26 protein-coding genes and 1 tRNA gene are annotated in these 24,939 nt (G+C 60.1%); 9 read left to right on the top strand and 18 right to left on the bottom strand.

The window, feature by feature from the left end; translation table 11 throughout:
* Nucleotides 1–45 precede the first annotated feature (45 nt).
* The 9 genes from A11A3_RS15785 to A11A3_RS15745 all read right to left on the bottom strand — a co-directional run bounded on the left by A11A3_RS15785 (nucleotide 46) and on the right by A11A3_RS15745 (nucleotide 9,299).
* Nucleotides 46–135 (bottom strand) — tRNA-Ser (locus tag A11A3_RS15785).
* Nucleotides 136–224: 89 nt separating this feature from the next.
* Nucleotides 225–413 carry a carbon storage regulator CsrA gene (gene csrA / locus A11A3_RS15780; protein WP_008930332.1) on the bottom strand — a complete coding sequence of 63 codons (189 nt, stop codon included), beginning with the start codon at nucleotides 411–413 and terminating at the stop codon, nucleotides 225–227.
* A 207-nt stretch (nucleotides 414–620) separates the two neighbouring features.
* Nucleotides 621–1,847, bottom strand: a complete 1,227-nt coding sequence (locus A11A3_RS15775; RefSeq protein WP_008930331.1) for an aspartate kinase — start codon at nucleotides 1,845–1,847, stop codon at nucleotides 621–623.
* 83 nt (nucleotides 1,848–1,930) lie between these two features.
* Entirely contained in the window at nucleotides 1,931–4,528 is a 2,598-nt protein-coding gene (gene alaS, locus A11A3_RS15770; protein WP_008930330.1) for an alanine--tRNA ligase, read from the bottom strand.
* 117 nt (nucleotides 4,529–4,645) lie between these two features.
* Nucleotides 4,646–5,413, bottom strand: coding sequence for a sulfite exporter TauE/SafE family protein (locus A11A3_RS15765; RefSeq protein ID WP_008930329.1), 768 nt, complete (start codon nucleotides 5,411–5,413; stop codon nucleotides 4,646–4,648).
* A gap of 270 nt (nucleotides 5,414–5,683) precedes the next feature.
* A complete protein-coding gene (locus A11A3_RS15760) occupies nucleotides 5,684–6,142 on the bottom strand; it encodes a regulatory protein RecX (protein WP_008930328.1) in 459 nt (152 codons plus the stop codon).
* A complete protein-coding gene (recA, locus tag A11A3_RS15755; RefSeq protein ID WP_008930327.1) occupies nucleotides 6,135–7,169 on the bottom strand; it encodes a recombinase RecA in 1,035 nt (344 codons plus the stop codon). Before recA ends, A11A3_RS15760 begins: the two co-directional genes overlap by 8 nt.
* 117 nt (nucleotides 7,170–7,286) lie before the next feature.
* Nucleotides 7,287–7,775 carry a CinA family protein gene (locus tag A11A3_RS15750; RefSeq protein ID WP_008930326.1) on the bottom strand — a complete coding sequence of 163 codons (489 nt, stop codon included), beginning with the start codon at nucleotides 7,773–7,775 and terminating at the stop codon, nucleotides 7,287–7,289.
* Nucleotides 7,776–7,949: 174 nt separating this feature from the next.
* A complete protein-coding gene (locus A11A3_RS15745; RefSeq protein ID WP_008930325.1) occupies nucleotides 7,950–9,299 on the bottom strand; it encodes a WS/DGAT/MGAT family O-acyltransferase in 1,350 nt (449 codons plus the stop codon).
* Nucleotides 9,300–9,557: 258 nt separating this feature from the next.
* Between A11A3_RS15745 and A11A3_RS15740 the strand changes: the two genes are divergently transcribed.
* Nucleotides 9,558–10,061 carry a DUF2505 domain-containing protein gene (locus A11A3_RS15740; RefSeq protein ID WP_008930324.1) on the top strand — a complete coding sequence of 168 codons (504 nt, stop codon included), beginning with the start codon at nucleotides 9,558–9,560 and terminating at the stop codon, nucleotides 10,059–10,061.
* Nucleotides 10,062–10,120: 59 nt separating this feature from the next.
* Here A11A3_RS15740 and hmpA read toward each other — a convergent pair whose 3' ends face one another.
* Entirely contained in the window at nucleotides 10,121–11,344 is a 1,224-nt protein-coding gene (gene hmpA, locus A11A3_RS15735; RefSeq protein WP_008930323.1) for an NO-inducible flavohemoprotein, read from the bottom strand.
* A gap of 78 nt (nucleotides 11,345–11,422) precedes the next feature.
* Here hmpA and A11A3_RS15730 point away from each other — a divergent pair, with 78 nt between their 5' ends.
* Complete coding sequence (locus A11A3_RS15730) at nucleotides 11,423–11,860, top strand: RrF2 family transcriptional regulator (RefSeq protein ID WP_008930322.1); 438 nt, start codon at nucleotides 11,423–11,425, stop codon at nucleotides 11,858–11,860.
* A gap of 32 nt (nucleotides 11,861–11,892) precedes the next feature.
* On the opposite strand, the gene A11A3_RS15725 is transcribed toward A11A3_RS15730, so the two are convergent.
* The 7 genes from A11A3_RS15725 to A11A3_RS15695 form a co-directional block, all read right to left on the bottom strand.
* Nucleotides 11,893–12,366 (bottom strand): hypothetical protein, encoded by a 474-nt coding sequence (locus A11A3_RS15725; RefSeq protein ID WP_008930321.1) that lies wholly within the window; start codon nucleotides 12,364–12,366, stop codon nucleotides 11,893–11,895.
* A gap of 24 nt (nucleotides 12,367–12,390) precedes the next feature.
* Nucleotides 12,391–12,828 carry a hypothetical protein gene (locus A11A3_RS15720; RefSeq protein ID WP_157375782.1) on the bottom strand — a complete coding sequence of 146 codons (438 nt, stop codon included), beginning with the start codon at nucleotides 12,826–12,828 and terminating at the stop codon, nucleotides 12,391–12,393.
* Between the two features lie 178 nt (nucleotides 12,829–13,006).
* On the bottom strand, nucleotides 13,007–13,441 hold the full coding sequence (locus A11A3_RS15715) for a hypothetical protein (RefSeq protein WP_008930319.1): 435 nt from the start codon (nucleotides 13,439–13,441) through the stop codon (nucleotides 13,007–13,009).
* An 18-nt stretch (nucleotides 13,442–13,459) separates the two neighbouring features.
* A complete protein-coding gene (locus A11A3_RS15710) occupies nucleotides 13,460–13,834 on the bottom strand; it encodes a SirB2 family protein (RefSeq protein WP_008930318.1) in 375 nt (124 codons plus the stop codon).
* A 30-nt stretch (nucleotides 13,835–13,864) separates the two neighbouring features.
* A complete protein-coding gene (locus tag A11A3_RS15705; RefSeq protein WP_040297310.1) occupies nucleotides 13,865–15,028 on the bottom strand; it encodes an NnrS family protein in 1,164 nt (387 codons plus the stop codon).
* A gap of 78 nt (nucleotides 15,029–15,106) precedes the next feature.
* Nucleotides 15,107–16,936 carry a chloride channel protein gene (locus tag A11A3_RS15700; RefSeq protein ID WP_051011841.1) on the bottom strand — a complete coding sequence of 610 codons (1,830 nt, stop codon included), beginning with the start codon at nucleotides 16,934–16,936 and terminating at the stop codon, nucleotides 15,107–15,109.
* A 56-nt stretch (nucleotides 16,937–16,992) separates the two neighbouring features.
* Nucleotides 16,993–17,838, bottom strand: a complete 846-nt coding sequence (locus tag A11A3_RS15695) for a LysR family transcriptional regulator (protein ID WP_008930315.1) — start codon at nucleotides 17,836–17,838, stop codon at nucleotides 16,993–16,995.
* 127 nt (nucleotides 17,839–17,965) lie between these two features.
* On the opposite strand from A11A3_RS15695, the gene A11A3_RS15690 reads away from it, so the two are divergent.
* From A11A3_RS15690 to A11A3_RS15660, 7 genes are all read left to right on the top strand, one after another.
* A complete protein-coding gene (locus A11A3_RS15690) occupies nucleotides 17,966–19,684 on the top strand; it encodes a diflavin oxidoreductase (protein WP_040297308.1) in 1,719 nt (572 codons plus the stop codon).
* 12 nt (nucleotides 19,685–19,696) lie between these two features.
* Nucleotides 19,697–21,394, top strand: a complete 1,698-nt coding sequence (locus A11A3_RS15685) for an NADPH-dependent assimilatory sulfite reductase hemoprotein subunit (RefSeq protein ID WP_008930313.1) — start codon at nucleotides 19,697–19,699, stop codon at nucleotides 21,392–21,394.
* 15 nt (nucleotides 21,395–21,409) lie between these two features.
* On the top strand, nucleotides 21,410–21,736 hold the full coding sequence (locus tag A11A3_RS15680) for a DsrE family protein (RefSeq protein ID WP_008930312.1): 327 nt from the start codon (nucleotides 21,410–21,412) through the stop codon (nucleotides 21,734–21,736).
* A 9-nt stretch (nucleotides 21,737–21,745) separates the two neighbouring features.
* Nucleotides 21,746–22,159: a DsrE/DsrF/TusD sulfur relay family protein gene (locus A11A3_RS15675; RefSeq protein ID WP_008930311.1), complete on the top strand. Its 414-nt coding sequence runs from the start codon at nucleotides 21,746–21,748 to the stop codon at nucleotides 22,157–22,159.
* A 3-nt stretch (nucleotides 22,160–22,162) separates the two neighbouring features.
* Nucleotides 22,163–22,543: a DsrE family protein gene (locus tag A11A3_RS15670; RefSeq protein WP_008930310.1), complete on the top strand. Its 381-nt coding sequence runs from the start codon at nucleotides 22,163–22,165 to the stop codon at nucleotides 22,541–22,543.
* On the top strand, nucleotides 22,537–23,529 hold the full coding sequence (locus A11A3_RS15665) for an NAD(P)H-dependent flavin oxidoreductase (protein WP_008930309.1): 993 nt from the start codon (nucleotides 22,537–22,539) through the stop codon (nucleotides 23,527–23,529). Before A11A3_RS15670 ends, A11A3_RS15665 begins: the two co-directional genes overlap by 7 nt.
* 207 nt (nucleotides 23,530–23,736) lie before the next feature.
* On the top strand, nucleotides 23,737–24,132 hold the full coding sequence (locus tag A11A3_RS15660) for a DUF488 domain-containing protein (protein ID WP_008930308.1): 396 nt from the start codon (nucleotides 23,737–23,739) through the stop codon (nucleotides 24,130–24,132).
* 113 nt (nucleotides 24,133–24,245) lie between these two features.
* Here the strand turns inward: A11A3_RS15660 and A11A3_RS15655 are convergent, their stop codons facing one another.
* The gene (locus tag A11A3_RS15655; RefSeq protein WP_202802697.1) at nucleotides 24,246–24,545 is read right to left on the bottom strand and encodes a hypothetical protein; all 300 of its coding nucleotides are present in this window, start codon (nucleotides 24,543–24,545) and stop codon (nucleotides 24,246–24,248) included.
* Between the last annotated feature and the right edge of the window lie 394 nt (nucleotides 24,546–24,939).

The raw sequence follows: 24,939 nt of genomic DNA, 5'->3' as shown, positions 1-24,939 counted from the left end.
GATACAAACAAAAACGCCCCGCGATGCGGGGCGTTTTTGTTTGTATGGCGGAGAGGGCGGGATTCGAACCCGCGATACGGTAACCCGTATGGTTCCTTAGCAGGGAACTGGTTTCAGCCACTCACCCACCTCTCCGGAAACTGCAGATTGTCAGCCAGGTGCCTGTTAGCATCCGAGCACGCCGCGCATCATAACGACTTTGCGGGAAAAATACAGCTCAAAAACTAGGCAGACTCGCCATCTGTGGTTTTTTCGTGCTGAATCCGCTGGTAAATCTCTTCGCGGTGCACGGCCACTTCTTTCGGCGCGTTAACACCGATGCGTACCTGGTTGCCTTTTACTCCGAGAACGGTGACGGTGACTTCATCGCCAACCATCAGTGTCTCGCCGACTCGACGCGTGAGAATAAGCATTGTCGATCCCTCCTGGGGTCCTTGGATTTTCAGTGAGCGCAATTTCTCGCACTGGGCACTGGCACCTCCGCCGTCCGTGACTATCTCCCTGGAGTCGGAACCACGTACCCGCCCTGTGCGGAAGGGGCGACATTATGCCGCAGTCAGGCGGGAAAGTCTTGCCGTCACGGGGGCGAGACCGACCGGTCGTCGCCCCGTGAACACAATTCAAGCGGCCGGCTGGTCCAGCTCGAAAGCGGCATGGAGGGCGCGAACGGCCAGCTCCAGGTACTTCTCGGCGATCACCACGGAGACCTTGATCTCGGAGGTGGAGATCATCTCGATGTTGACGCCTTCTTTGGCCAGCGCCTCGAACATCTTGGCCGCCACACCGGCGTGGGAACGCATGCCTACGCCCACCAGGGAGACCTTGGCGATTTTGTCATCACCGATGATTTCCGGGTTACCCAGCTCTTCGGAGGCGTTGCGCAGAGCTTCCTTGGCGCGGGCAAAATCGTTGCGGTGAACGGTGAAGGTAAAGTCGGCGGCGCCGTCCTTGCCCACGTTCTGCACGATCATGTCCACTTCGATGTTTTCCGCGCTCACCGGGCCGAGGATCTTGAAGGCAATGCCCGGGGTATCCGGGGCGCCACGCACGATGATTTTGGCTTCATCACGGGTAAAGGCAATTCCGGAGATTACCGGCTTTTCCATATCAACCTCGTCGTCGACGGTAATAAGCGTTCCAGGGCCATCCTGGAAACTGGAAAGGACACGCAGCGGCACGTTGTATTTGCCGGCGAATTCCACGGAGCGGATCTGCAGGACCTTGGAGCCCTGGCTGGCCATTTCCAGCATTTCCTCGAAGGTAATGCTGTCCAGACGGCGGGCGTTGTCCACCACGCGCGGGTCGGTGGTGTAGACGCCATCCACGTCGGTGTAGATCTGGCACTCATCGGCCTTGAGGGCGGCGGCCAGTGCCACGGCGGTGGTATCGGAGCCGCCACGGCCCAGGGTGGTGATGTTGCCGTTGGCATCCACGCCCTGGAAACCGGCCACGACCACCACACGACCGGCATCAAGATCACCGCGCATTTTCTTGTCGTCGATGTCTTCGATACGGGCCTTGGAGTGGGCACTGTCGGTGCGCAGGGGAATCTGGCTACCGGTATAGGAGCGAGCGTCCAGTCCCAGCTTCTGCAAGGCCATGGACAACAGGGCAATGGTGACCTGCTCGCCGGTGGACACCAGCACGTCCATTTCCCGCGGGGACGGACTGTCGCTGACGCCTTTGGCCAGCTCGATCAGGCGGTTGGTTTCGCCGCTCATCGCGGACACCACCACCACTACCTGATCACCCCGTTTCTGAAAGCCCGCCACCTTCTCGGCAACGGCCTGAATGCGTTCGACGGTACCCACGGAGGTGCCGCCATATTTCTGCACGATAAGGGCCATAAAGTCGCTTTTTCTGCAAAAAAGAGCGCGTTACCTTAACAGAAACGCGCCCTGATTTCATGTTGACCGGTGTGCCTGGCCTGCTAGCCCTGCTTGACTACCCAGTCGCCCACACTTTCCAGAGCCGCCGGCAGCGCGGCGGGATTGTTGCCCCCGCCCTGCGCCATATCCGGGCGACCCCCGCCGCGGCCGTCCACTTGTTCGGCCACGAATTTGAGCAGATCACCGGCCTTGAAGCGGCCGGTGAGGTCCTTGGTGACACCGGCCACCAGGGCCACCTTGTCACCCTCCACTGCGGCCAGCAGGATCACCGCCGAGCCGAGCTTGTCTTTCAATTTGTCCATGGTCACGCGCAGCGTCTTGCCGTCGGCGCCGTCCACCTGGGTGGCCAGCACCTTGACGCCATGGATGTCCTGCACGCTGTCGGTCAGGTCGCTGCCGGCACCGCTGGCCAGTTTCTGCTTGAGGCGCTCGATTTCCTTTTCCAGCTCGCGCACCTTCTGGGCCTGGTTGCGGACCCGCTCGGCGGCGTTGTCGGCGGTGCTTTTCACGGTGGCGGCGATATCGCTCAGTGCCCGCTCCTGCTTGCGCATCACCGCGAGGGCGTGCTCGCCGGTGACCGCTTCGATACGGCGCACACCGGCGGCGGCGGAAGCTTCCAGGGTGATGCGGAACAGACCGATATCCCCGGTGCGGCTCACATGGGTGCCGCCACACAGCTCCTTGGAATAGCCGTCGCTGCCCATGGTCAGCACCCGCACCTGGTCGTCATATTTCTCGCCGAACAGGGCCATGGCGCCGGCGTCGCGGGCCGCCTCGATATCCATCAGCTCGGTGGTCACCGGGCTGTTGGCGAGGATCTGGCGATTAACCAGGGTTTCGATCTGCTCGCGCTGGGCTTCGCTGACGGCCTCGCCGTGGGAGAAGTCAAAGCGCAGGTAATCGGCGGCCACCAGCGAGCCCTTCTGCTGCACGTGATCGCCGAGCACCTCGCGCAGGGCGGCATGCATCAGGTGGGTGGCGGAGTGGTTGCGCATGATGGCGCGGCGACGCTCCACATCCACGTAGGCGGCGACCTTGTCGCCCACCTTGAGACTGCCGCTTTCCACCTTGCCCAGGTGCACGTGGGCGGCCTGGCGCTTTTTGGTATCGCTCACCGCGAAGCGGTTGTCGCCCAGCACCAGAAAACCGCTGTCGCCCACCTGGCCGCCGGATTCGGCGTAGAACGGCGTGCGGGCCAGCACCACCATGCCCTCTTCGCCGGCATCAAGGCTGTCCACCGCCTCGCCATCCCTGTAGAGACCGACGATGGCGTCCTCGTCGCTGAGCTTTTCGTAACCGGAAAAGTCGGTCACCGCGTCGATGTTGAGCCGGTCGCTGTAGTCATTGGCAAAGCTGCCGGCACCGCGGGCGCGCTCACGCTGGGCCTCCATGGCTTTCTCGAAGCCTTCCATGTCCACGCTCAGCTCACGCTCACGGGCCACGTCGGCGGTCAGATCCGGCGGAAAACCGTGGGTATCGTAGAGGGTGAAAAGCACCTCACCGGGCAGCACCGTGCCGTCCAGCTCGTCGATGGCGCTTTCCAGCACCTTCATGCCGGCGGCCAGGGTGCGGCCGAACTGCTCTTCCTCGGCCAGCAGGGCTTTCTCGATGCGGGCCTGCTCGCGGGGCAGTTCCGGATAGGCCTCTCCCATCTGCTCGACCAGGGCGGACACCAGGGTGGAAAAGAACGGCTTGTCCTGGCCCAGCTTGTGGCCGTGGCGCAGGGCGCGGCGGATGATACGACGCAGCACATAGCCACGGCCCTCATTGGAAGGAATCACGCCATCGCAGGTCAGGAAGCTGGCCGAACGGATATGATCGGCAATCACACGCAGCGACTTTTCTTCCAGGTCGTCGCAACCGGTCGCCTTGGCAGCGGCGTTCAGCAGCGCCTGGAACAGGTCGATCTCGTAGTTGGAGTGCACGCCCTGCATGACCGCGGCGATGCGCTCCAGCCCCATGCCGGTATCCACGCTGGGCTTGGGCAGCGGTTTGAGCTCGCCGTCTTCCTGGCGGTCATACTGCATGAACACCAGGTTCCAGATTTCGATGTAACGGTCCAGATCGTCCCCTTCCGAGCCGGGCGGGCCACCGGGCACGTCATCGCCGTGATCGTAGAAGATTTCGGAACAGGGGCCACAGGGGCCGGTATCGCCCATCTGCCAGAAGTTGTCTTCATCCAGCCGCGAGAAACGGTTGGCGCTGACGCCCATTTCGTTGAGCCAGATATCCGCCGCTTCGTCATCGCTGATGTGTACGGTTACCCACAGGCGCTCTTCGGGCAGGCCCAGGGTTTTAGTGAGAAACTCCCAGGCGAACTTGATGGCTTCGCGCTTGAAGTAGTCGCCGAAGCTGAAGTTGCCCAGCATCTCGAAGAAGGTGTGATGGCGTGCGGTATAGCCGACGTTCTCCAGGTCGTTGTGCTTGCCGCCGGCCCGCACACAGCGCTGGGAACTGGTGGCCCGGGTGTAGTCACGGCTCTCCCGGCCCAGGAACACGTCCTTGAACTGGTTCATCCCCGCGTTGGTGAACAGCAGGGTGGGATCGTTATGGGGCACCAGTGACGAGGACGGCACCTTGGCATGTCCCTGGCTGGCAAAGTAATCCAGAAAGGCCTGGCGTAGTTCAGCACTCTTCATAGGAGAAACAGTATCTTGGCTGGCTGTCAGAGGCGCCGAGTATAACGCCCTGCACGCCCCGTTGCGATGGGGATTCGTCTATCGGCGCCACAGTCAGCCTGCCCCGTTGAAAGCCGCCTATCCTTTCAGGGCCGCGGCCAGACAAACCACCAGCACCATGACCAGCAGAATGCGTTTGAGCACCACCGGCGACACCCGGTGGGCAAAGCCCACGCCCAGCCTGACACCGAGCAGACTGCCCGCTGCCACCAGCAGCCCTGGCAACCAGGCCACCTGCCCGCGCGCCACGAAAATGACCAGCGCCAGCACCGTGAAACTGCCGGTGATGGCCAGCTTGAGGGCATTGCCGCGCAGCATGTCATAGCGCAACTGGCCGACCAGTACGGCAATCAACACAAAGCCCACCCCGGCCTGCACAAAGCCACCGTAGGCACCGGCAAAGAACAACCCCAACCAGCCGGGCACGGACTGCCCCGGTGTCAGCGGCGTTTCGTGCGCCGCCGGTGACATCTGGTTGGGTTTGATCACCATGATCAGCGCCACCGCCACCAGGGTGGTCAGCAGCACCGGCTTGAGAATGGCTTCCGGCAGGTAGGCCGCCGCCAGCGCCCCCACCAGGGTGCCCAGCAGGCAGGGCACCAGAATGGCCGGCAGAGCGGCAAAGGGCATGGTGCCCCGGCGGTTGAACTGACGCACCGCTTCCACACTCTGGATCAGTACTGACACCCGCATGGTGCCATTGGCCAGCGCCGCTCCCATGCCACTGAGCATCAACAACGGCAGGATCAGCAGCCCGCCCCCGCCCGCCAGGGTATTAATGAAGCCGGCCAGCACACCGGCGCCCAGCATGGTCGCCGCCAGCCAGGGGTCAGAGAGGTATTCCATGGAAAAATGAATCCTGTTCGCACACGCCAGAGCGCAGGATACGCGGCGCCCGGGTTCCAGACCAGCGCCCCACCCGGGCTTGCCTGGTGTGTAAGGGCCTGTCTGGTGTGTACGGGCCTGCCTGGTATGTAGGAGCGACGCTCGAGTCGCGAATACCTGTCAACCACGATCACACCAGCGCTTTGTCTGTAATCTGTAGGAGCTTGCTTGCAAGCGAAGGGATCCAGGTTCGCTTGCAAGCAAGCTCCTACAGGGCAGACGGGAAGAGCATTACTCCTCGGGGGTAGAGTCCAGGGCCGCAAAGCTCTGCTCGGCATCAAAGCCACGGCCCTGCAAAAAGCGCAGCTGGCGGGCCTTTTCCTTCTGGTCCGTGGGGTAATGGCGAAAACGCCGGGCACGCACCTCACGGGCCAACTCGAACCAGTCCACCTCGGCCTCGGCCAGGGCCCTATCTGTCAGTTCGCTGGCCACGCCACGCTGTTGCAGCTCCTGGCGGATACGCAGCGCGCCCTGCCCGCGCTCGATACGCGAGCGCACAAAAAAACCGGCAAACCGCCGGTCATCAATAAAGCCATGTTCCTCACACCAGGCCATCACCGCCGGCAGGTCCGGGTGCTCGCCCACCTTGTAGCGCAGCTTGGTTTCCAGCTCCCGGCGGGCGTGGTCCCGGCGCGCCAGCAGGCCCACGGCACGCTGGCGCAACTCGGCTTCTGTCAGCGGTTCACTCATTGTCCGCCGCGGTTTCTTCTTCCACCGGGGCTTCTGCGGTGGGGTCAGGCAGCAGACGGGCACGGATTTCCTGTTCGATTTCCTCGGCCACCGCCGGGTTCTCACGCAGGAATTCGCAGGCATTCTGCTTGCCCTGGCCGATCTTGTCGCCCTTGTAGGCGTACCAGGCACCGGACTTGTCCACCAGGCCCTGCTGAACCCCCAGGTCCAGCACTTCACCCAGCTGGTTGATGCCCTGGCCATAGAGAATCTGGAACTCGGCCTGCCGGAACGGCGGTGAGACCTTGTTCTTCACCACCTTCACACGGGTTTCGTTACCGGTCACCTCGTCGCCCTGTTTGACCGCACCGATACGGCGGATATCCAGACGCACGGACGAGTAGAACTTGAGGGCGTTGCCGCCGGTGGTGGTTTCCGGGTTACCGAACATGACACCGATCTTCATACGAATCTGGTTAATGAACACCACCAGGGTGTTGGCATTCTTAACGTTACCGGTGATCTTGCGCAGGGCCTGACTCATCAGACGGGCCTGCAGGCCCACGTGGGCATCGCCCATCTCGCCTTCGATTTCCGCCTTGGGCACCAGGGCCGCCACGGAATCCACAATCACCACGTCTACCGCCCCGGAGCGCACCAGCATGTCGGTAATTTCCAGGGCCTGTTCACCGGTATCCGGCTGGGACACGATCAGGTCGTCCACGTTGACGCCCAGCTTTTCGGCGTAATCCGGGTCCAGCGCGTGCTCGGCGTCCACAAAGGCACAGGTGGCGCCTTTCTTCTGCGCCTGGGCAATCACGCTCAATGTCAGTGTCGTTTTACCGGAGGATTCAGGGCCATAGATTTCGACGATGCGCCCCTTGGGCAAACCGCCAATGCCCAATGCGATATCCAGCCCCAGGGAACCGGTGGAAATGGACGGCATGCGTTCGCGTTTACGATCGCCCATGCGCATCACCGACCCTTTACCGAACTGGCGCTCAATCTGTGACAGCGCCGCCGACAGTGCCTTGCTCTTATCGCTCATTAGTGACCCCTCTCCTGAGAATGGCTGACCTCCTGGCCAGCACTGACAATATGGACAGTATTATGGACAGCTATTCCCGTCCATTGCAACCCTGTCTGTCTGATGGATTGATTGTGGCTAGGCGAGTCGGGCATTCAAGCCCCGGATCGCCTCCAGAATGGTCTGCTGACGAACGGCATGGCGATCCCCGTCGAAATGGAAGCATTGCGCCTCCGCATAACCCAGCTTCTGGCCCCAGGCGATCCATACCGTACCCACCGGCTTGTCCGGGCTGCCGCCGTCCGGGCCGGCGATACCGGTGACCGCCACACTGATATGGGCACGGGAGCGGATAATGGCACCGCGGGCCATCTCCAGGGCGGTCTCTTCACTGACTGCCCCCACCCGGGCCAGGGTCTCGCCACTGACGCCCAGCAACTCCTGTTTGGCCTCGTTGGAGTAACTGACAAAACCGCGCTCGAACCACCGCGAGGAACCGGCCAGGGACGTCATCACCTGGGCAATGCCGCCACCGGTGCAGGACTCCGCCGTGGCCGTCATCAGCTGTTGCCGGATCAGCTGTTGGGCCAGCGTTTGAGTGGCCTCATGGATCTGGTCGTCGAGCAAGGTGGCATCCCCGTATCAGCGGGGCCCGATGGGCCCGTTGTCACAGGGAGGGAACATAACACCGCCACCGGCACACCCCAAGCCCCATGGCGGCCCAATGCGGTCCAATCAAGCCCTACGGCTAAACGGCCCGCTCCCCCAGCCGCTATCCCGCCCAGAGAAGAGGTGCCGGCTTCAGGCTTCCAGCTCGGCCAGGGATTCCTCGAAATAATCGAGAAAGCGCTGGATATGCGGCAGGGTGTCACGGCAGCCGATCACACCGAACTCCAGGCTGTCCTTGTAGCTGACCACGGTGATATTGAGCGCGTAACCGTGCAGCACCAGCGACACCGGGTAGGAGGCCAGCATTTCGGCGCCATTGAAGTAGAGTGTCTCTTTCGGGCCCGGCACATTGGAAATCACCAGGTTGAACATGGGGCTGACGCGCCCGGACAGGCCGGTAATCTGCCCCAGTGACAGGGGCGCATTGGTAAGCACGGTATAGACGTCGATTTCCGCTTTCTGCATCAGGCCCAGGCGCTTTTTCACCGCCGCCATGGAATCCTGAATCTCGGCCAGGCGGTCCTGGGGTGCATACAGGTGCGTGCCCAGACTCACCTGCACCATGGTGATGGCGTTGCCGCCCTCCTCGGCCTGGTCGGCACTGCGCAGGGCCACTGGCACCTGGGCCACCAGCGGCTCGTCCGGCAGGGAATCCAGCGTCAGCAGGTAGCGCCGCAATGCGCCGCCACACATGGCCAGAAAGATATCGTTGACGGTGCCACCGTGGCGTTTGGCGGCGGCCTTGATGCGGCCCAGGGACCAGGACTGGGCGGCGAAACGCCGCGCCCCGGTGACACGCCGGTTCAGCTGGGTTTTCGGCGCCCGGTAAATGGTCTTCACCGTGCTGTCCCTGGGCTGGCGCAGCAGGTCAACCACCTGGCCGGTGGCCTTGCGCACATTGCTCAGCCCCTCCATGGCGCCGGCTTTGACATTGATGCCCTTCTGGCGCGGTGGCTTGTTGGCATCCCAGCGCCCGTCCCAGGGCGCCGGCAGGCGCTCATCAGCGCGGGTGGCCATGCGGGACTGCATCAGGTACATGCCGGCCACGCCATCCACCATGGAGTGGTGCATCTTGGTATAGAGCGCAAAGCGGTTACCCTCCAGCCCCTCGATCAGGTAGCTCTCCCACAGGGGCCGGCTGGGGTCCAGGCGCTGGGCGTGCAGCCGCGACACCAGTGCCAGCAGCTCGCGCACCCGGCCCGGGCGCGGCAGCGCGGAGTGGCGCACGTGGTAGTCGATATCGAAATTACGGTCTTCCACCCAGGTAGCATCCATATACAACGGCAGGCGCGACTGTATCTTCTGGTTGAAGGGCCGGCAGATACCATCCACCTCCACCATGTAGCGATATACACCCTCCAGATAATCCGGCGGAGCGTCCTCGGGAATATCAAACAGCACCAGCCCGCCCACATGCATGGGGGTCTCGCGGGTTTCCATCATCAACCAGCCGGAATCCATAATGGACAGCTTTTTCGCCATCGGCCTTCTCCTTGTTGTTATTGAGGGCTGTTACTGACCCCTTAAAAGTCCCATCATCCGGATTTTACCGGCACGAACATTACCTGATTCGTTGCAATTGGGTATCCGGGCCCGGCAGCCTGCGTCAGGCTTGATGCCCACGTCAAAGTGAAGCGCGGACACCCGCGGCGCCAGTGTGGACGAACACAAACAACCATCCTGTGTACAATGCGCAGAATCGAGCCCGAAAAACAACAATCGGCAACCAAGAGAACGCCCATGGATTTCACCGAACAGAATCGCTATCCCTTTCCTGCTGACGTGGTGCTGCAGGTATTTGGCGACCAGGACTATTTTCTGCAGAAATATCAGCTCTCCGGTGCCAGCAACATCCAGCTGATCGACGCCGACAACCAGGGCGATCGCTCCCGCATCACCGTCAGCCGCGATGTGGATGTGGATATTGATGTCCCCGGCTTCGCGCGCAAATTCGTCCCCGAGACCATCACCCTGGTCCAGACCGACAGCTGGGACCGGACCAGCCGTACCGGCAACATCGATATCCAGTTCAAGGGCATGCCCGCCCAGGTACGCGGCAAAATGGCCGTGCGAGACAGCGATGACGGCTGCGTGCTCGATATCACCTTCAGCGTCAAGATCAATGTGCCCATCGTCGGCGACAAGCTGGCACGGGTCATGGCCGAGGACCTGAAGGAAAAGTTCCAGCGCGACTCCAGCCAGGCGCAAAAAGTCATGGCGGATATTGCCCAGCGCTATCAGTAGGCGGGACGAGAAAGGAAAGAAAAAACGCCCCCTGCGGGTGACACAGGGGGCAACGTACATCAGGCCGCCAGATCCCCCGCTGGTCCGAAGAACTCGAAGTGGATATCCGCCTCATCGACGCCACGCGCTTTGAGCAGCTGCCAGACATGCCGGAGCATGGGCGTGGGTCCACACAGGTAGAACTCCGCTTGCTGTTTGCCGATTAACTGATCCAGCAAGGCATTATCAAGCAGCCCTTCGCTGTCATAACCTCCCTTGCGGCGATCCGCGTCCTGCGGTTCGCTGAGGCGCACATGGGATTTCAGGTTGGCGTAGTCCTCTTTCAGAGTCGCCAACTCATCGGCGAAGGGACGCACGGCACCATTGAGCGCACACTGGATGAACACCACCTGCCGGCCTGACTGTTGCTCAAGGGCCGCGTAGAGCATGGAAAGAATCGGTGTGATGCCCACTCCGCCAGCGATCAGCACCAGCGGTTTTTCTGCATTCGGCTTAGCCCCGAGAGTGAACTCCCCACAGGGCGGTGCCAGTTCCACCACATCGCCCTCTTTCACCTGATCATGCAGAAACCCGGAGCACAGCCCCGCCGGTGCACCAGCCTCCAGCGCCGGTTCACGCTTGACGCTGATACGGTAGCGGCTGGCCCCAGGCCGGTTCGACAGGCTGTAGTTACGCATGACCGGATCACTGCCCGGCGGCGTCAGGCGCAGCGTGATGTACTGCCCCGGCTGATGGGCGGGTAACGGTTGACCGTCTTCCGGAGCCAGGTAAAAGGACACGATGTTGTCGCTGGCCATTTCGCGCTTTTCCACCACAAAGCGCTTGAAGCCGCTCCAGCCAAAGGACGCCTGCTGATCGTCGTAAATCTGCTGCTCACGATTGATGAAGATATCCGCCAGCACGCCGTAGGCCGCAGCCCAGGCATCGATGATGGCCGGCGTTGCCGCCTCGCCCAACACCTCCTGAATGGAGGCAAGAAGGTTCTGCCCGACGATCGGGTAATGCTCGGCCCGAATCCCCAGTGAGGCGTGCTTCTGGGCAATCAGTTCCACCGCCGAGGCCAGGGCCGCCGGGTTCTCGATATTCTGGGCATAGGCACAGATAGCCCCGGCCAGCGCGCGCTGCTGGGTGCCGGCGTGCTGGTGAGCCGGGTTGAAGAACGCCAGCACTTCCGGGTTTTCCAGGAACATGCGCTGGTAAAAGTGGCGCGTCAGAACCTCGCCATTTTCCTGCAGAACAGGAACGGTTTGCTTGATGACATCCAGTTGGGCAGCAGACAGCATGATCGCCTCCTTAAAGTGGTATTTTACATGCCTCTTTTAAAAAGGCATATTAGATACCTCTTTTGTTCGAGTCAAGCGATGCAACTCTCTACCCACACCGATTACGCCTTGCGCACTCTCATCCACCTGGCTCTGCAGCAGGCACAGGCCCCGGTCACCGTGCAGGAGGTGGCCCGTGACTACGGTATCTCGGCCAATCATGTGGCCAAGGTGGCACAGACGCTGTCGCAGCTGGGCTATGTGAAAAGTCAGCGGGGGCGGGGCGGCGGCCTGGTGCTGGCCAGAGCCCCCACCGCCATCAATGTGGGCACCCTGGTCCGGGAGACGGAAAACCTGAAACTTCTGGAATGCTTCGGGCCGAATTCTTCATGCCCGATCGATCCGGCCTGCGAGCTCAAGAACGTGTTGTTCAAGGCACAACAGGCCTTTCTGGCGGTGCTGGATGGATACTGTCTGGCGGATTTGCTGGAAAACAAACCGGCCGTGGCCGAGCTATTATTCAAGGGGCCGGGCTGATGCCGGACCCGGGCTGCCCAGGCTGGAAGTGACTACTTGTCGTCCTGGAAGAACAACATATTCATTTCACCCGGGTCACTGCACATGCCGCCTTCGGAAACGGCGGTGAGATTGACGCAGACGCCATCCTCACGACAGGCGACAAAACTGTCGCAACCGGGCAGGCTCATGTGCGTGTCCACGCGCCAGTTTTGCATCTTGAATACCTGGTTATAGAAGGCTTCAGCCTGCTCCGCATTAACCCCTTTCACCCCTGCTGCGCCAACCCCATTACTGGCGCTCAGATCATGGGCACTGATCGGCACGGGAAAGTCACGCGGAATGCTTTTGTCCATATTGGGCGGGTTGCCTGCATCCGGGTTCCAGCCCTCTTCCCGGGCCAGCGCGCCCAGTGTCGTCATTGCGGGGGCGGCGGCCATGGCCGGTTGCAACACAAACATTCCACACAGCAGGGCCGCGACAACAAGATAACGAAATCCACCAGACTGACCCGGCGCACGGTTCATTTCACCTCTCCTTGTGAATAGTAATCAACGCAACGTGTCTTTTTGCGGGAAACTAAAGCGCATTACCCCAGGGGTGTTGGTCATGCCACCGGACGAGGCGGACAAGGTCACGCATTGCGAACCGGCTTTTTCGCAAGCGGTGATTTTCACAAAACCCGGCGCCTCCACATCACGGCGAATGTCCCACTGACGGGCCTGAAAATAGGGTTTATAGAATGCGATGGCCTGCTTTTCATCCACCCCTTTCACCGTTCCAATGGTCAAGCTGCTATTGACCACCAACCCGTGACTACCGGGAGGTAGCGGAAAGTCGCGGGGGATACCCGGCGCCATGTGATCAGGGTCATGGCCTTCAGCCACATCCAGTTGTGCAATGGTGGTTCCGCCATTCGATGCCGCCATCAGCGGCGTCGACCACAGGCCCAACACCATCAGCAAGAGAACAACCCACTTTGCTCGCATAATCTCCACACTCCCGGCCGAAACCCCGGATCGTTCAAGGCATGATCCTTCACGTCACTGAAGACAACCCTAGCGCCCAACCTCCGCCGGGAATGTGACCTATCCCCCGTTAGCCGCAGCGGGCATTAACAGGAAGCAAAAAACACCCTTGGCCATGATTGCCGCAACGCCACAGGCCCTAGGCAAGCGCAAAGCCACTGAACAACACCAGAAAGCCGCCGATTTCGGCCACCACCAGCGCCCACATGAACAGTGCCATGACCCCGGCCGGCATGGACGCGCCTCCCACACGATGCGGTGGCTGCAACTGATTGCGGGTGTCCTGGAGCCAGCCATGCAGGATATAGCTGCCCACGGCCAGGGCAAAAAACAGTACCGACGCCAGTACCGCCACGGTATTGACGGTCTCTGACCAGACACTGAGACGGGCAAAGCGCTCCAGCACCAGGCAGGCAAAGGCGTACATAAGGCTGGCCCGGTGCGCCACATCCACATAGTAATGCGCCCGGCTCCTCGAACTTTGCCGAATCTGCAGGTACTTCCAGACGCCGGTCAGCAGGCCGACCAGAAAAAAAATGCCACAACTCCACAATGCCAGGGTTACCGCCGTCATGGTGCTTCACCTCTTGATTTAGATACCGGGCAAGGCCTGTTTGCTCACGGCCACCGCCACCATGTAGAAAAACACCAACAGTGCCGACATGGCGGCCGCCACCGCCGCCTTGCCCCTGGCGCGAAACGCCCACATCCCCGCCAGGATATAGAGCCCCAGCGCCAGCATTTTGGCCGCCAGCCAGGGGGTCTGCCAGGGCCAGGCCTGCAACCGTGCCATCAAGGTCAGCCCCGCCAGCAACAGCAGGGAGTCATTCACATGCGGCAGGATACGAACCCACCGCAGCTGCAACCGGTGCGGCGCTACCTGTCGCCAGTGCAGGCGCAGCAGGAATAGGCCGACACTGCTAATGGCAAAAAACACATGCAGGTATTTTATCCACTGATAAGGCATGTCTCTTCCCTGAACAGCACGAGCTATTGATCAGCCCGCCCGACCATCCATCCGTGGCCGCCACAACAAAGGCCCATAGAGAATCGAAAATCCACCAAAAGCCAATGCCCATAATCCCGCCGCTACATACCAGCTCCCAGGCAAAGACAGGCCGCCCATGGCAGCCCACACCCGGACTGTACCCGCCGCGATAACAGCCACATACAAATACACACCCCCTTTCAACAAGCGCATGGGATTTCCCGTGTGCCCTACCGTAACCCGTGTCATGACACCAAGGATCATGGTGCCGATAGCTCCGGCGCCCAGCGCATGCACCCAAGCACTATCACTGGAATGCTGATAAAGGCTCCAGGCAAAGAGAAAATAGCCGCTGGCCAGCCAGCAATGACCAACATGCAATATCCACAGCAATGGCTCACCCAGGATTTTCAAAGGGCGCCACATCATCACACGCACTAACACCACCAAAGCTGCCATTAAAGCCACAACGCCAGCCAACGGGTTATCCTGCTCACCCACACAAACAGACAGAGCAAGCATCACGGCCAGCAATACGCCGAGCCAATCCAGCCATGGATGAAAACGTATCGGGACTGTTTGCCTGCCCGATACCCGGAGCCAGTTATTGGTAAACGCGGGCGTGATCCGCCCACCAATAACAAGAATCAATGCTGACACCATCAATAGCTGGGCATGGAGAAAACGTGGATTCGCACTCAAATGGAAAGCCATATCCGCTGCCCACAACATCATCAAGACGACAATGATCGGGCTTTGCCGCCATTGACGAGCCTTCATCACGCGCACTGCCACCAGAAATGTCACAACAGGCAGGAACAGTAGATCCACGACAGCTGAAATGGCAGGTATCCTGAAGCCAAATGCCATCAGCACGCGACCAGTCAGCCACAATACACCCAGCACCAGCAGGCCACCCCCTTTTACCGGCGGTGTTCTCGTCCAGTTGCATACGGCCGTGAGAAGAAACCCCGCGATAGCCGCATTCACAAACCCCGAGAGCATTTCATGCTGATGCCATGACAAAGGGGGCAATGCCAGGGGCAAAGACACGCCATGCGTGAATGCAAACACCCAGATAGGGACCAGCACCATCGCGGAAAGACTGGTTGCCAGGAAGAACAACCTAAATGGGTAAGACAGGATCACACTATGATTTTTGCTATCCGGCATGACTGACTCACGGCCTTGGCTCACCATAACAGGTATAACACACACCTGTTTATGTGTCAGTCAACGACGGTAACCTCTTCAGTCGTCTCTCGACCAGCGAATGGATCTTGAACGTTCCTCGCGGGACTCCAGGAACGGCGAACGGGACTTGATAATGTCACTGCGTGTAATGATACCCACGACCCTGTCGGATTCCCGCTCATTGACAACAATCAAGCGCCCCACGCCTTCTCGAACCATCTTGTCCGCCGCCTGTCGCAAGGAAGCCTGCGGTGTCGTGGTAACGGGAGGTCGTCTCACCAGCTCGGCAATGGGGGCCGCTCCGTCAACATCAAGACGCCATATATCCCTTCGCGTTACCACTCCCCGCAATGTCTGATTCGGTCCGATTAGAGGAAATCCTTGGTGATGTGTTGAAGATACATCGCTAGCGAGCCATTCACGCACCCCTGCGACTTTCTGGTCTCCATTGATCGTAATGACATCCGTTGTGCAAACCTGCCCAACGCTGACTTGTTCCAGAGGATCAGCGGCATATTCATCCGGCACACGCACACCGCGACGACTGATTTTTTCGGTCATGATGGTGGTTCGCATGAATGCGGAAGAAACCAGCCAGGCCAGCCCACATCCCGCCATTAGCGGTAGCACGCCATCCGGTTCACGGGTCACCTCCAGAGCGAACACGATAGCGGTCAACAGCGCCCGCGAAGCACCGGAAAACATGGCGGCCATGCCCACAAGGCCGGCAAGCCCGATGTTGATCCCCAAGCCAGGAAACAGGGCATCAGCAGCCATGCCCAAAACGGCGCCCAAGGAACCACCAATAATAAACAATGGCGCCAGTGTACCGCCGGAAGTTCCACTGCCCAGGGCAATGGACCAGGAAATCCATTTCGCGATACCTAGTAGCAACAGAGCCTCGAATGCCAGCCTGCCGTTGATGATATCGCGGATCAGATCATAACCAACCCCCATGGTTTGCGGCACCCAGTAGCCGACAACACCCACCGCCAGCCCACCCAGTGCAGGCCACCACATCCAGTGCAAAGGCAGTGTTTCGAAAGCATCCTCGATGCGATAAAGCAGGCGAGTCACCAGCACACTCAGCACACCGATGATTATCCCGAGAATGGCGTAGAACAACATGGCGCCGGCACCGGGCATCGCTATCGTCGTCATGGCAAACACCGGATCCGTGCCCAACAACCCATAACGGCACACCGTGGCAACGACAGTAGAGATGACAACAGGCAACAAGGAACGCCCACGGAATTCGAACAACAATAATTCAACCGCCAGAAGCACCGCAGAGAGCGGAGCGGAAAACACCGCCGCCATGCCTGCTGCCGCCCCGGCAGCCAGCAATATCTTGCGTTCCTGAGCGGTGATATGAAGTATTTGCCCAAGCAGGGAGCCCAGAGCACCACCGGTGGCGATAATCGGGCCTTCCGCCCCAAAAGGCCCGCCCGACCCTATGGAAATTGCTGAAGAGAGCGGTTTGAGCAAGGTAATACGGGCCGGAATCCGGCTATCGTCAAGAAGCACCTTTTCCATCGCCTCGGGAATGCCATGGCCACGTATTGCCGCCGCCCCCCAGCGAGCCATCAAGCCCACGATGAGCCCACCGGCGACGGGAATGAAAATGACCCAGACACCGAGTGAATTATCTACTGGAGAAGCGCTATCAAAAGAAAAACTGCCATGAAAAAACACACCGGTAAAAAAGTGAATCAGGTTGATCAGACAGAAAGCCACTGGCGCCGCGAATAATCCAAGTACCGCCGCCAGAACACATAACCAGAGCAGACGCCGCCTCCCCATCATGCCCTGACGACGCGTATTGCCTCGCGACAAGTCAGACAACACGGGGGATACAGGCAGTCCGGAACGCTCCGGTCGAGTCATGGTTTGTCTCCAGCGGGTCCATGAAAAGGCCGCATCATAACGGCAGTCAGCGTTCTCTACCAATCACGCCAATCAGCTTGTTTTACCGTACTCCTAAGTTGATCCAAAGCAGACAGCAGATCCTCTGATTGCTTGGCTTTCGGACACACCAGATACACCGGATAACTGAATTCCGGTGCATCCACCACGCGCTCAAGGCTGCCCTGCTCCAGCCAGGGTTGTGCCACCCGCGTGCGGAAATAGCCACTGCCGCCGTTGGCCAGCAAGTACTGAATCGCCAGTGGCCCCAGATCCATGGAGACCGTGGCACGGGCTTTTTCCGGCCAGGCGGCATCATGCTGTTGGCGAAAATGCGCTCCCCAGTCCACATAGACGTAGGGCTGCGCCGTGTGGGGTGTGCGCACCATGATCAGCTTTTCTTCCAGCAGCTGCTCGACCTGCATGCCAGGCCAGTAATCCGGCTGGTGCACCAGTGCCGCATCCAGTACGCCCTGCTCAAGACGCTCATGCAGTGAGCGCGGCTCACCGACCTCGGTGCGCAGGGCAACGTCAGGCAGCACCTGACTCAGTGCGGATACCCAGTTCAGCAACAAGGGATTCCAGAGGCTGATTTCCGCCCCCAGCGTCAACACCGACCCGGCGCCTTCGGGGAGGGGCAGCTCCCGGCGGGCCACCTCCCAGGTCTGCACCAGCTGACTGGCATGGCCGGCGAACCGCTCACCATTGTCGGTGAGGCTGGCCCCGCTGCGATTGCGGATGAACAACCGGCACCCCAGCTGCCCCTCCAGGTTCTGCATGCGGGCGGTCACGGTGGTCTGGGTGATATGCAGACGCTCCGCCGCCGCCATGAAACTGCCCGTGCGAACGATTTCCAGAAAGGTGCGAGCCAGATCAATATCCAAGTGAGCGTCCTTTATCTGCCGGCTTTATATCAATATCTTCGATATTAAATTCTATTATATTTCATTATTTCCTATAAATCGGGCGTCGCATACTGGTTGCATTGACACTACCGGAGCGCCCGCTTCCATGACGCCCCCGATATCTTCCTCGCCATTGAACGAGCCGCAGTGGCAACAGGTGCAGCAACTGCTGCGCAGCCTGGATCAACGCCAGACCCTGTGGCTGAGCGGCTACCTGGCCGCCACGCCACAGCCACAGGACAGCACGCCAAGTACCCACAGCCCAAGCGTATTGATTGCCCATGGCGGCGAGACCGGCAACAGCCACGGCCTGGCACTGAAACTGGCCGACCAGGCTCGTGACGCCGGCATCCCGGTGGAGGTGGCCGACCTGGCCCAGCTGCGTGTGCGGCAACTGACCAAACGTGAACACCTGCTGGTGATCTGCAGCACCCATGGCGATGGCGATCCGCCGGAGCCCATCATGCCCTTCCATGACGCCCTGATGGCCGACAATGCCCCGCGCCTGGAGGGGTTGAATTTTGCCGTGCTGGCGCTGGGAGACAGGAGTTACGAGCAGTTCTGTGTGACGGGCCAGCAACTGGATCAGCGACTGGAAGCCCTGGGTGGCAAACGTCTGCATGCACGGCAGGATTGTGATGTGGATTTTGCCGAACCGGCGGCCCGCTGGAGCCAGTCGGTACTGGCCGCGCTACCGAAAAGCGATAGCGCTGCGGCCCCGATTCCGGCCGCCGCCCCTGCCACCACCACGATCAGCAGACAGAACCCGCTCGACGTGGAAGTGCTGGAGAACCTGCGCTTGAGCGATTCTCGCCGCCGCCAGCCGATCCATCACCTGGAACTGGCGCTGGAAACCACCGACCTGGCCCTCAAGCCCGGCGATGCCGTGGGCATTCTGGCGGACAACCCACCAGCGCTGGTGGCTGCGGTTCTGGACGCCTGCAACCTGTCCGGTGACGCCGCGGTCAGCGTCAATGGCCAGTCGCTACCGCTGGTGCAGGCCCTGCGCCAGCATCTGGACCTGACATTACCCAGCAGCCGCTTTCTGGAATTCTGGGCGGAGCTAAGCGGCAACGACGCCCTGCGACACCGGGCCAGTGCGGACAGCCGCGAACAACGCCAGTACCTCAAACAGGTTCAGATCATTGACCTGCTGACGCAGGCGCCCGCCACCCCGGAGCCCCAGGCTTTGGTCGATGCCCTGCGTCCTTTACAGCCGCGCCTTTATGACGTGGCCAACAGCCTTAATGTCATCGGCGATGAATTGCATCTGACGGTCAAGGATTACCGCTATTCCTTTGTCAATCGCACAGAGCAGGGTATTGCCTCACGTTATCTGCTGGCTCTCGAGGCCGGCGATTCGGTACGCCTTTACCCGCACCGCAACGCCCGCTTCCAGCTGCCCGAGCAGGCTGAAACGCCACTGATCCTGATTGGTGAAGGGACCGGCATCGCCCCTTACCGGGCCTTTCTTCAGGAGCTCGAACACCAACAGCAGAATCGCCCGGTCTGGCTGATCTTTGCCGAACAATCCTTCGAACAGGATTTTCTCTATCAAAGCGACATTCAGCTGGCCCATGCCAACGGGGCGCTGACAAAAGTGGATACGGTGTTTTATCAGGATCAACCGGGTCGCTCACTGGCAGCCGTGCTGCGGGATCAGGACGCCACGCTTCGGGAATGGCTCGACCAGGACGCTCATCTGTACTTCTGCGGAGACAAGGCGCGCCTGACGGAGTGCGAAAAGGCTCTTGCCGAGCAGCTCGGCAGCGAGCTCTGGAAGCCGCTTGGCAAAGCCAAGCGCCTGCACCGCAACCTCTATTAGGAGAAGCAGACAATGGTCGATAGACGCTGCGATCTCACCCAGGACGTAAACACCCTGCACGCCAACGAACAACTCAAGGCCAATAGCCGTCACTTGCGCGGCACCATCGCCGAAGGGCTGGAAAACCCGCTGACCGGCGCCGTGCCCGGCGACGACCCCCTACTGATGAAATTCCATGGCATCTACCAGCAGGATGACCGTGATCTGCGCACGGACCGCACCCGTCGCAAACTGGAACCCAACTATCAGTTCATGGTGCGCCTGCGCATTCCCGGGGGCACCCTCAGTAAAAAGCAATGGCAAGGTATTGATCGTCTGTCGCGCCGCTTTGCCGAGCGCGGCATTCGCATCACGACCCGCCAGACCATTCAGTTGCATGGTGTACGCAAACCGAACCTGCGTGCACTGATGCAAGGTATTCGCGACCTGGGCCTGGACACCATCGCGGCATGCGGCGATGACAGTCGGGGCGTGGTGTGCGGGAGCAACCCCTCTCTATCCAACGTGCACCACCAGGTCGCGACCCTGGCACGGGAAACCAGCAACCGTCTGATTCCCAAGACCGGCGCCTACCCGCAAATCTGGTACCGGGAAGACCACCCGCCCAAAGATGATGAAGACCCGCAGTACGGCCCGCTCTACCTGCCGCGTAAATTCAAGGTGGGCTATGTCATTCCACCCGTGAACGATATCGATGTCTACGGCCAGGACCTGGGCCTGATTGCCATCATCGAAGACGGTCGACTCTCTGGCTTCAACATCTGCGTAGGTGGCGGCATGGGCCAGCTGGACACCCGCGAAGACAGCTACCCGCGACTGGCCGAAGTACTCGGCTTCATTGAAGCTGACCAGGCTCCGGCATTCGCGGAAATCGTCATGGGAATCCAGCGCGATTTCGGCGACCGCAAGGACCGCCACCGCGCCCGCTTCAAATACACGCTCGACCGACTGGGCAACGACTGGTTTCTTGAGGAGCTGGCCAGCCGGCGCGGCCAACCACTGGCGGCGGCCAGGCCTTTTCAACTGACGCAAAATGGTGACCCGCTTGGCTGGCACCAGGGTGACGACGGGCTCTGGCATGCCACGCTTTACATCGAGAATGGCCGGGTGGATGGCGCGCTGCGCGATCAACTGGAGGGCTTTTTCCAGCAATACGGTGGCCAGGTGCGCCTGACCACCAACCAGAACCTGCAGCTGACCCATGTGGAAGACCATGAGCGTGAACAGATTCAATGGCGCCTGGACGACTTGGGGCTCAGCCCGCGTCTGGCACCGGATCAGCAGGCGGCCCACACCCTCAGCTGTGTCGCCCTGCCCACCTGCGGACTGGCCATGGCCGAAGCCGAGCGTTACATGCCTGACTTTCTGGACCTGTTCAACCGTCTGAAAGCGCAATACGGGCTCACCCAAATCCCCATGACTCTGCGAGTGACCGGCTGCCCCAACGGTTGTGCACGCCCTTACCTGGCCGAAATCGCGCTCACCGGCCGGGCGCCCGGTCTTTACAACCTCTACCTGGGCGGCAGTTTCCAGGGGGATCGTCAGGCACGGCTGTATGCCGGCAATGTCAGCGAAAATCGATTCATCGATTTGATGGCTCCGCTCTTCGAAGCCTTCAGTCAGCGACGCCACCCGCAGGAACACTTTGGCGATTTTCTTGTGCGCGATCACCTGCTTGAGGCGGCACCGGTAACGGTAATGCCCCGCTAACCCGAGGAGACATGCATGTCGAACTATCTGTTCATACAAAGTCAGGACCCGTTTACCGAGGTCCGTACCGAGCATCAGTTTGCCCTGGCCGGGCAACTCTTCGATGCCGGCCACAATGTCCAGATTCTGCTGGTACAGAACGGCGTCATCCCCGCCCGCCAGGGCGCGCGAAGCCAGCATCTTGATCAATTGATCGAGTGGGGCGTGCCGGTATTGGCCGACGACTTCTCACTGCAACAGCGCCAGATCAGTGATGACGATCTGAAAGACAACATCGCCGTGGATAGCGTTGACAGTGTTATCGATGCCCTGCTGGACGGCCACAAAGTGATCTGGAACTAGGAGCCCGCCATGAATGATCGCAAAACCTTGACCTTTGCCTTTATGGATCCGCCTTTCGAGAGCGAACGCACCGTCACGTTTTTCCGGCTGCTGGATGCCGCCCTGGAAAAAGACACCCACGTGCGGGTATTTGCCTACGAAGGTGCCGTGGCATTGGCCTTCGCCAAACAATCCCCCCATGGCAACGCCGTTCATGGACGTAATACCGAAGAGGAAGCCCACCCGCTGACCAAGGACTGGATTGTCGCCTTGCAGCAAAAAGCCAGGACAAAGGGGCTGAATTTTGAATGGATCAACTGCGGTCTTTGCGTGGACGAACGCGGCGTCAATGACGTCATTGAGGATTGCGGCCGTGGCGGCCCGCCAGACCTGTGGCGTTATGCCAGCCAGTCTTTCAACACCCTGACCATCGGTACGAGGTAACCCATGAAAGTCTTGCAAGTGATCGACCAGGCATTCCGCACCACCACCGAAGAACAGGACGACACCATTCTCTGGCTGACCCAGTCCATGCGTGGTGCCGGTGGCAACCTGACCGTACTGCTCAGCGGCCATGGTGTGTACTATGCAGTCCAGCAAACACCGCAGCCGGCTCTCACACTGGCGAGCTGGTCACAAACCGAACCCGCGGATATCACCCGCGACCTCAACAACCTGATCGAAAGTGGCGTGCCCGTCTATGCCGTCACCGATGATCTGGAAGAACGAGGTTTATCCACCCGGCAATTCCTGCCCGGAGTACAGGCCATCAGCCGCCAGAGCCTGGTCAATCTCTATGAAAGCGTGGACCAGGTTTGGCAATGGTAACGCTGCCGCGCCTGCTGAAAACGCCCCTGCTGCATACCCTCGGCTGCGAGTTGCCCATCATGCTGGCGGGCATGGGCGGCGTCTCACGCCACCAACTGGCCGCGGCCGTCAGCAATGCGGGCGGTTTCGGGGTACTTGGCATGGTTCGCGAACCGGTGGAGCGTATCCGCCAGGAGATTATTGCCTTCCGCCAACTCAGTGACGGACCACTGGCCGTCAACCTGATACCCGCCGCCACCGACCGGCACCTGCTGATGGATCAGATTGCCACCTGCCTGTCCCTCAAGGTGCACAGCTTTGTTCTGTTCTGGCAGGTCGATACGGCGCTGATCCGGTTTCTGAAAAAAGAGGGCCGACAGGTCATTTATCAGGTCGGCAACCAGGGCGATGCGGACCTGGCCCAATCCGCCGGCGCGGATGTACTGATCGTGCAGGGGCATGAAGCCGGTGGCCATGTGCGCGGCAGCACATCCACCTTCACCCTGTTACCCCAGATCGTCCCCAATTGCGATATCCCGGTGGTGGCCGCCGGAGGCATTGCCAGTGGCGACGCCCTGCTGGCCGCCTTCACTCTCGGTGCCCAGGGTGTCAGCCTGGGCACCGCCTTCCTGGCCACCCATGAAGCCAATGCCCATCCCCATCACAAACAGCGTGTGGTGCGGGCCAACGCCGATGACACCCTGTACACCACCCGTTTTACCCGCAACTGGCATGAGCCTGCGCCGGTCAGGGTGCTAGCCAACGCGGTAACACGAGGTGAATACAACAACGCCCCTCGGGACATCATTCTCGGGGAACAGGATGGCCAACCGGTTTATCTTTTCTCCACCGACTCTCCGCTGGCCGACGCCACTGGCAAGGTGGATGACATGGCGCTCTATTGTGGCCAATCCTGCGGCCAGGTTCACCAGCAATGCAGCGCCGCCGAACGTATCGATCAGATACTCAATGACGTGAACCGTTGCCTTAAACAGCAACACCCCTGATTCTGTCATACCAACGGTGCCCTATGTCTTCACCGGATAATGAAGAACGAGACATGGCCGTGAGGCGACGGTCGCATCTGCTTGTTCTGGTACTGTTTACGATATTGCTATGGGGAGGTCTTTACCTGATCGCCGGTCAGATTCCCCCGACCCCGAGCCAGCCTTGCCACCCCAGCCCTCAACCGGAGACAGCAAAGGAGCCTTGCCATGGCGGACCAGCGTACGCTGAGGATTGATTGCAAAAGGGCTTACGATCCCCCCTGCGCGGAGGATGGCTACCGGCTGCTGGTGGACCGTCTCTGGCCCCGCGGCATTCGCAAGGCAGAGATGAAACTGGATGAATGGGACAGAGATCTGGCCCCCTCGGATGCGCTACGCCGCTGGTTCAACCATGACACTGAGAAGTGGCAGACCTTCTATCAGAACTACCAGGAAGAATTACGCCATTCGCTGTGCCATGGGCGTATCAGGGCACTGCTGGGCCATGCCGAAAATCCGGGCCTGACCCTGCTCTACGCCGCCCACGATAGCGCACACAATAATGCCGTGGTACTCAGGGAATTTCTTCTTCAACAGCTTGCTGAAAGCTATCGACCGGATTAAAAAGCACCCGGAGAAAAAAGCAGAGGGAGGCCTCCAGGCGCTACCCCATCACGGGGAAAACGGGTGATATCGCGTTACTGCTCGCGAAAGACCAGAAAATCACGCACGGAGAGTCAAAGCCTGGATGTGGCCAGCAACTGCTGCGCCTGGCTGACCAGCTCCGGGTCTGCCCGGCCAAAAACCAGTTCGGTCGCCGTAAACGGGTCGGAGCGGGTTTTTCCGGTACGATACAAATCCAGGAAAAGGCTGCGATTAACCATGCCAAGGGGAATATCCACATCGATCTTTTCTTCGTGGTTTTGCCGGCACGGCAAGCAATAAACCAGCATTCTTCCCGGCCCGCCGGATTCGCCATTAATAATCGTGATCAGATGAAGATCATCGACACTTCCGCAGTGAGAGCAGGCCACCATGCTTCCCCTTTCCCTTTTTCTCTTGTCATTTTTGTGATCCTTGTCCTAACTATTTCATGCGTGTTTTGTTATTGGCTCAATGGTTCCCCGTCAGATATAACAATTCGACTCGCACATTTTGCATTTTCGCCACTCTCATAATCACTGAATTGCGTATAGTCCGCCGGATCCAAAGCTCTGCCCTGCGGGTCGGGCATCAGCACGCCTCCGGCAAGGCCGACCCGAATCCCCCGGGTCGCAGCCGATGAATCCTTGCCCCAATCGCTATATCATGGCCGCTTTCATTTATGTCACCGAGACACCCCGGAGGAACTGTGAGCGCGGACCTGAGCCAACATACGCCGATGATGCACAGGTGTGTTTGGGGTTCTACCCCGTTACTGCGGACACTTCT

The sequence above is a fragment of the Alcanivorax hongdengensis A-11-3 genome, assembly GCF_000300995.1.
Taxonomy (GTDB): Bacteria; Pseudomonadota; Gammaproteobacteria; order Pseudomonadales; family Alcanivoracaceae; genus Alcanivorax; species Alcanivorax hongdengensis.
The sequence above is the reverse complement of the archived record's forward strand: the minus strand, read 5'-3'. Positions and strand labels throughout refer to the sequence as shown.

What these genes read in the sequence shown, in the direction of transcription:
- A11A3_RS15705 (WP_040297310.1), bottom strand. Translation starts at nt 15,028, where the DNA reads ATGCCGGATAGCAAAAATCATAGTGTGATCCTGTCTTACCCATTTAGG.
- hmpA (WP_008930323.1), bottom strand. Translation starts at nt 11,344, where the DNA reads ATGCTGTCTGCTGCCCAACTGGATGTCATCAAGCAAACCGTTCCTGTT.
- A11A3_RS15665 (WP_008930309.1), top strand. Translation starts at nt 22,537, where the DNA reads ATGGTAACGCTGCCGCGCCTGCTGAAAACGCCCCTGCTGCATACCCTC.
- A11A3_RS15680 (WP_008930312.1), top strand. Translation starts at nt 21,410, where the DNA reads ATGTCGAACTATCTGTTCATACAAAGTCAGGACCCGTTTACCGAGGTC.
- A11A3_RS15685 (WP_008930313.1), top strand. Translation starts at nt 19,697, where the DNA reads ATGGTCGATAGACGCTGCGATCTCACCCAGGACGTAAACACCCTGCAC.
- A11A3_RS15670 (WP_008930310.1), top strand. Translation starts at nt 22,163, where the DNA reads ATGAAAGTCTTGCAAGTGATCGACCAGGCATTCCGCACCACCACCGAA.
- A11A3_RS15715 (WP_008930319.1), bottom strand. Translation starts at nt 13,441, where the DNA reads ATGACGGCGGTAACCCTGGCATTGTGGAGTTGTGGCATTTTTTTTCTG.
- A11A3_RS15775 (WP_008930331.1), bottom strand. Translation starts at nt 1,847, where the DNA reads ATGGCCCTTATCGTGCAGAAATATGGCGGCACCTCCGTGGGTACCGTC.
- A11A3_RS15660 (WP_008930308.1), top strand. Translation starts at nt 23,737, where the DNA reads ATGGCGGACCAGCGTACGCTGAGGATTGATTGCAAAAGGGCTTACGAT.
- csrA (WP_008930332.1), bottom strand. Translation starts at nt 413, where the DNA reads ATGCTTATTCTCACGCGTCGAGTCGGCGAGACACTGATGGTTGGCGAT.
- recA (WP_008930327.1), bottom strand. Translation starts at nt 7,169, where the DNA reads ATGAGCGATAAGAGCAAGGCACTGTCGGCGGCGCTGTCACAGATTGAG.
- A11A3_RS15745 (WP_008930325.1), bottom strand. Translation starts at nt 9,299, where the DNA reads ATGGCGAAAAAGCTGTCCATTATGGATTCCGGCTGGTTGATGATGGAA.
- A11A3_RS15720 (WP_157375782.1), bottom strand. Translation starts at nt 12,828, where the DNA reads ATGCGAGCAAAGTGGGTTGTTCTCTTGCTGATGGTGTTGGGCCTGTGG.
- A11A3_RS15675 (WP_008930311.1), top strand. Translation starts at nt 21,746, where the DNA reads ATGAATGATCGCAAAACCTTGACCTTTGCCTTTATGGATCCGCCTTTC.
- A11A3_RS15655 (WP_202802697.1), bottom strand. Translation starts at nt 24,545, where the DNA reads ATGGTGGCCTGCTCTCACTGCGGAAGTGTCGATGATCTTCATCTGATC.
- A11A3_RS15700 (WP_051011841.1), bottom strand. Translation starts at nt 16,936, where the DNA reads ATGACTCGACCGGAGCGTTCCGGACTGCCTGTATCCCCCGTGTTGTCT.
- A11A3_RS15765 (WP_008930329.1), bottom strand. Translation starts at nt 5,413, where the DNA reads ATGGAATACCTCTCTGACCCCTGGCTGGCGGCGACCATGCTGGGCGCC.
- A11A3_RS15710 (WP_008930318.1), bottom strand. Translation starts at nt 13,834, where the DNA reads ATGCCTTATCAGTGGATAAAATACCTGCATGTGTTTTTTGCCATTAGC.
- alaS (WP_008930330.1), bottom strand. Translation starts at nt 4,528, where the DNA reads ATGAAGAGTGCTGAACTACGCCAGGCCTTTCTGGATTACTTTGCCAGC.
- A11A3_RS15730 (WP_008930322.1), top strand. Translation starts at nt 11,423, where the DNA reads ATGCAACTCTCTACCCACACCGATTACGCCTTGCGCACTCTCATCCAC.
- A11A3_RS15690 (WP_040297308.1), top strand. Translation starts at nt 17,966, where the DNA reads ATGACGCCCCCGATATCTTCCTCGCCATTGAACGAGCCGCAGTGGCAA.
- A11A3_RS15725 (WP_008930321.1), bottom strand. Translation starts at nt 12,366, where the DNA reads ATGAACCGTGCGCCGGGTCAGTCTGGTGGATTTCGTTATCTTGTTGTC.
- A11A3_RS15740 (WP_008930324.1), top strand. Translation starts at nt 9,558, where the DNA reads ATGGATTTCACCGAACAGAATCGCTATCCCTTTCCTGCTGACGTGGTG.
- A11A3_RS15760 (WP_008930328.1), bottom strand. Translation starts at nt 6,142, where the DNA reads ATGAGTGAACCGCTGACAGAAGCCGAGTTGCGCCAGCGTGCCGTGGGC.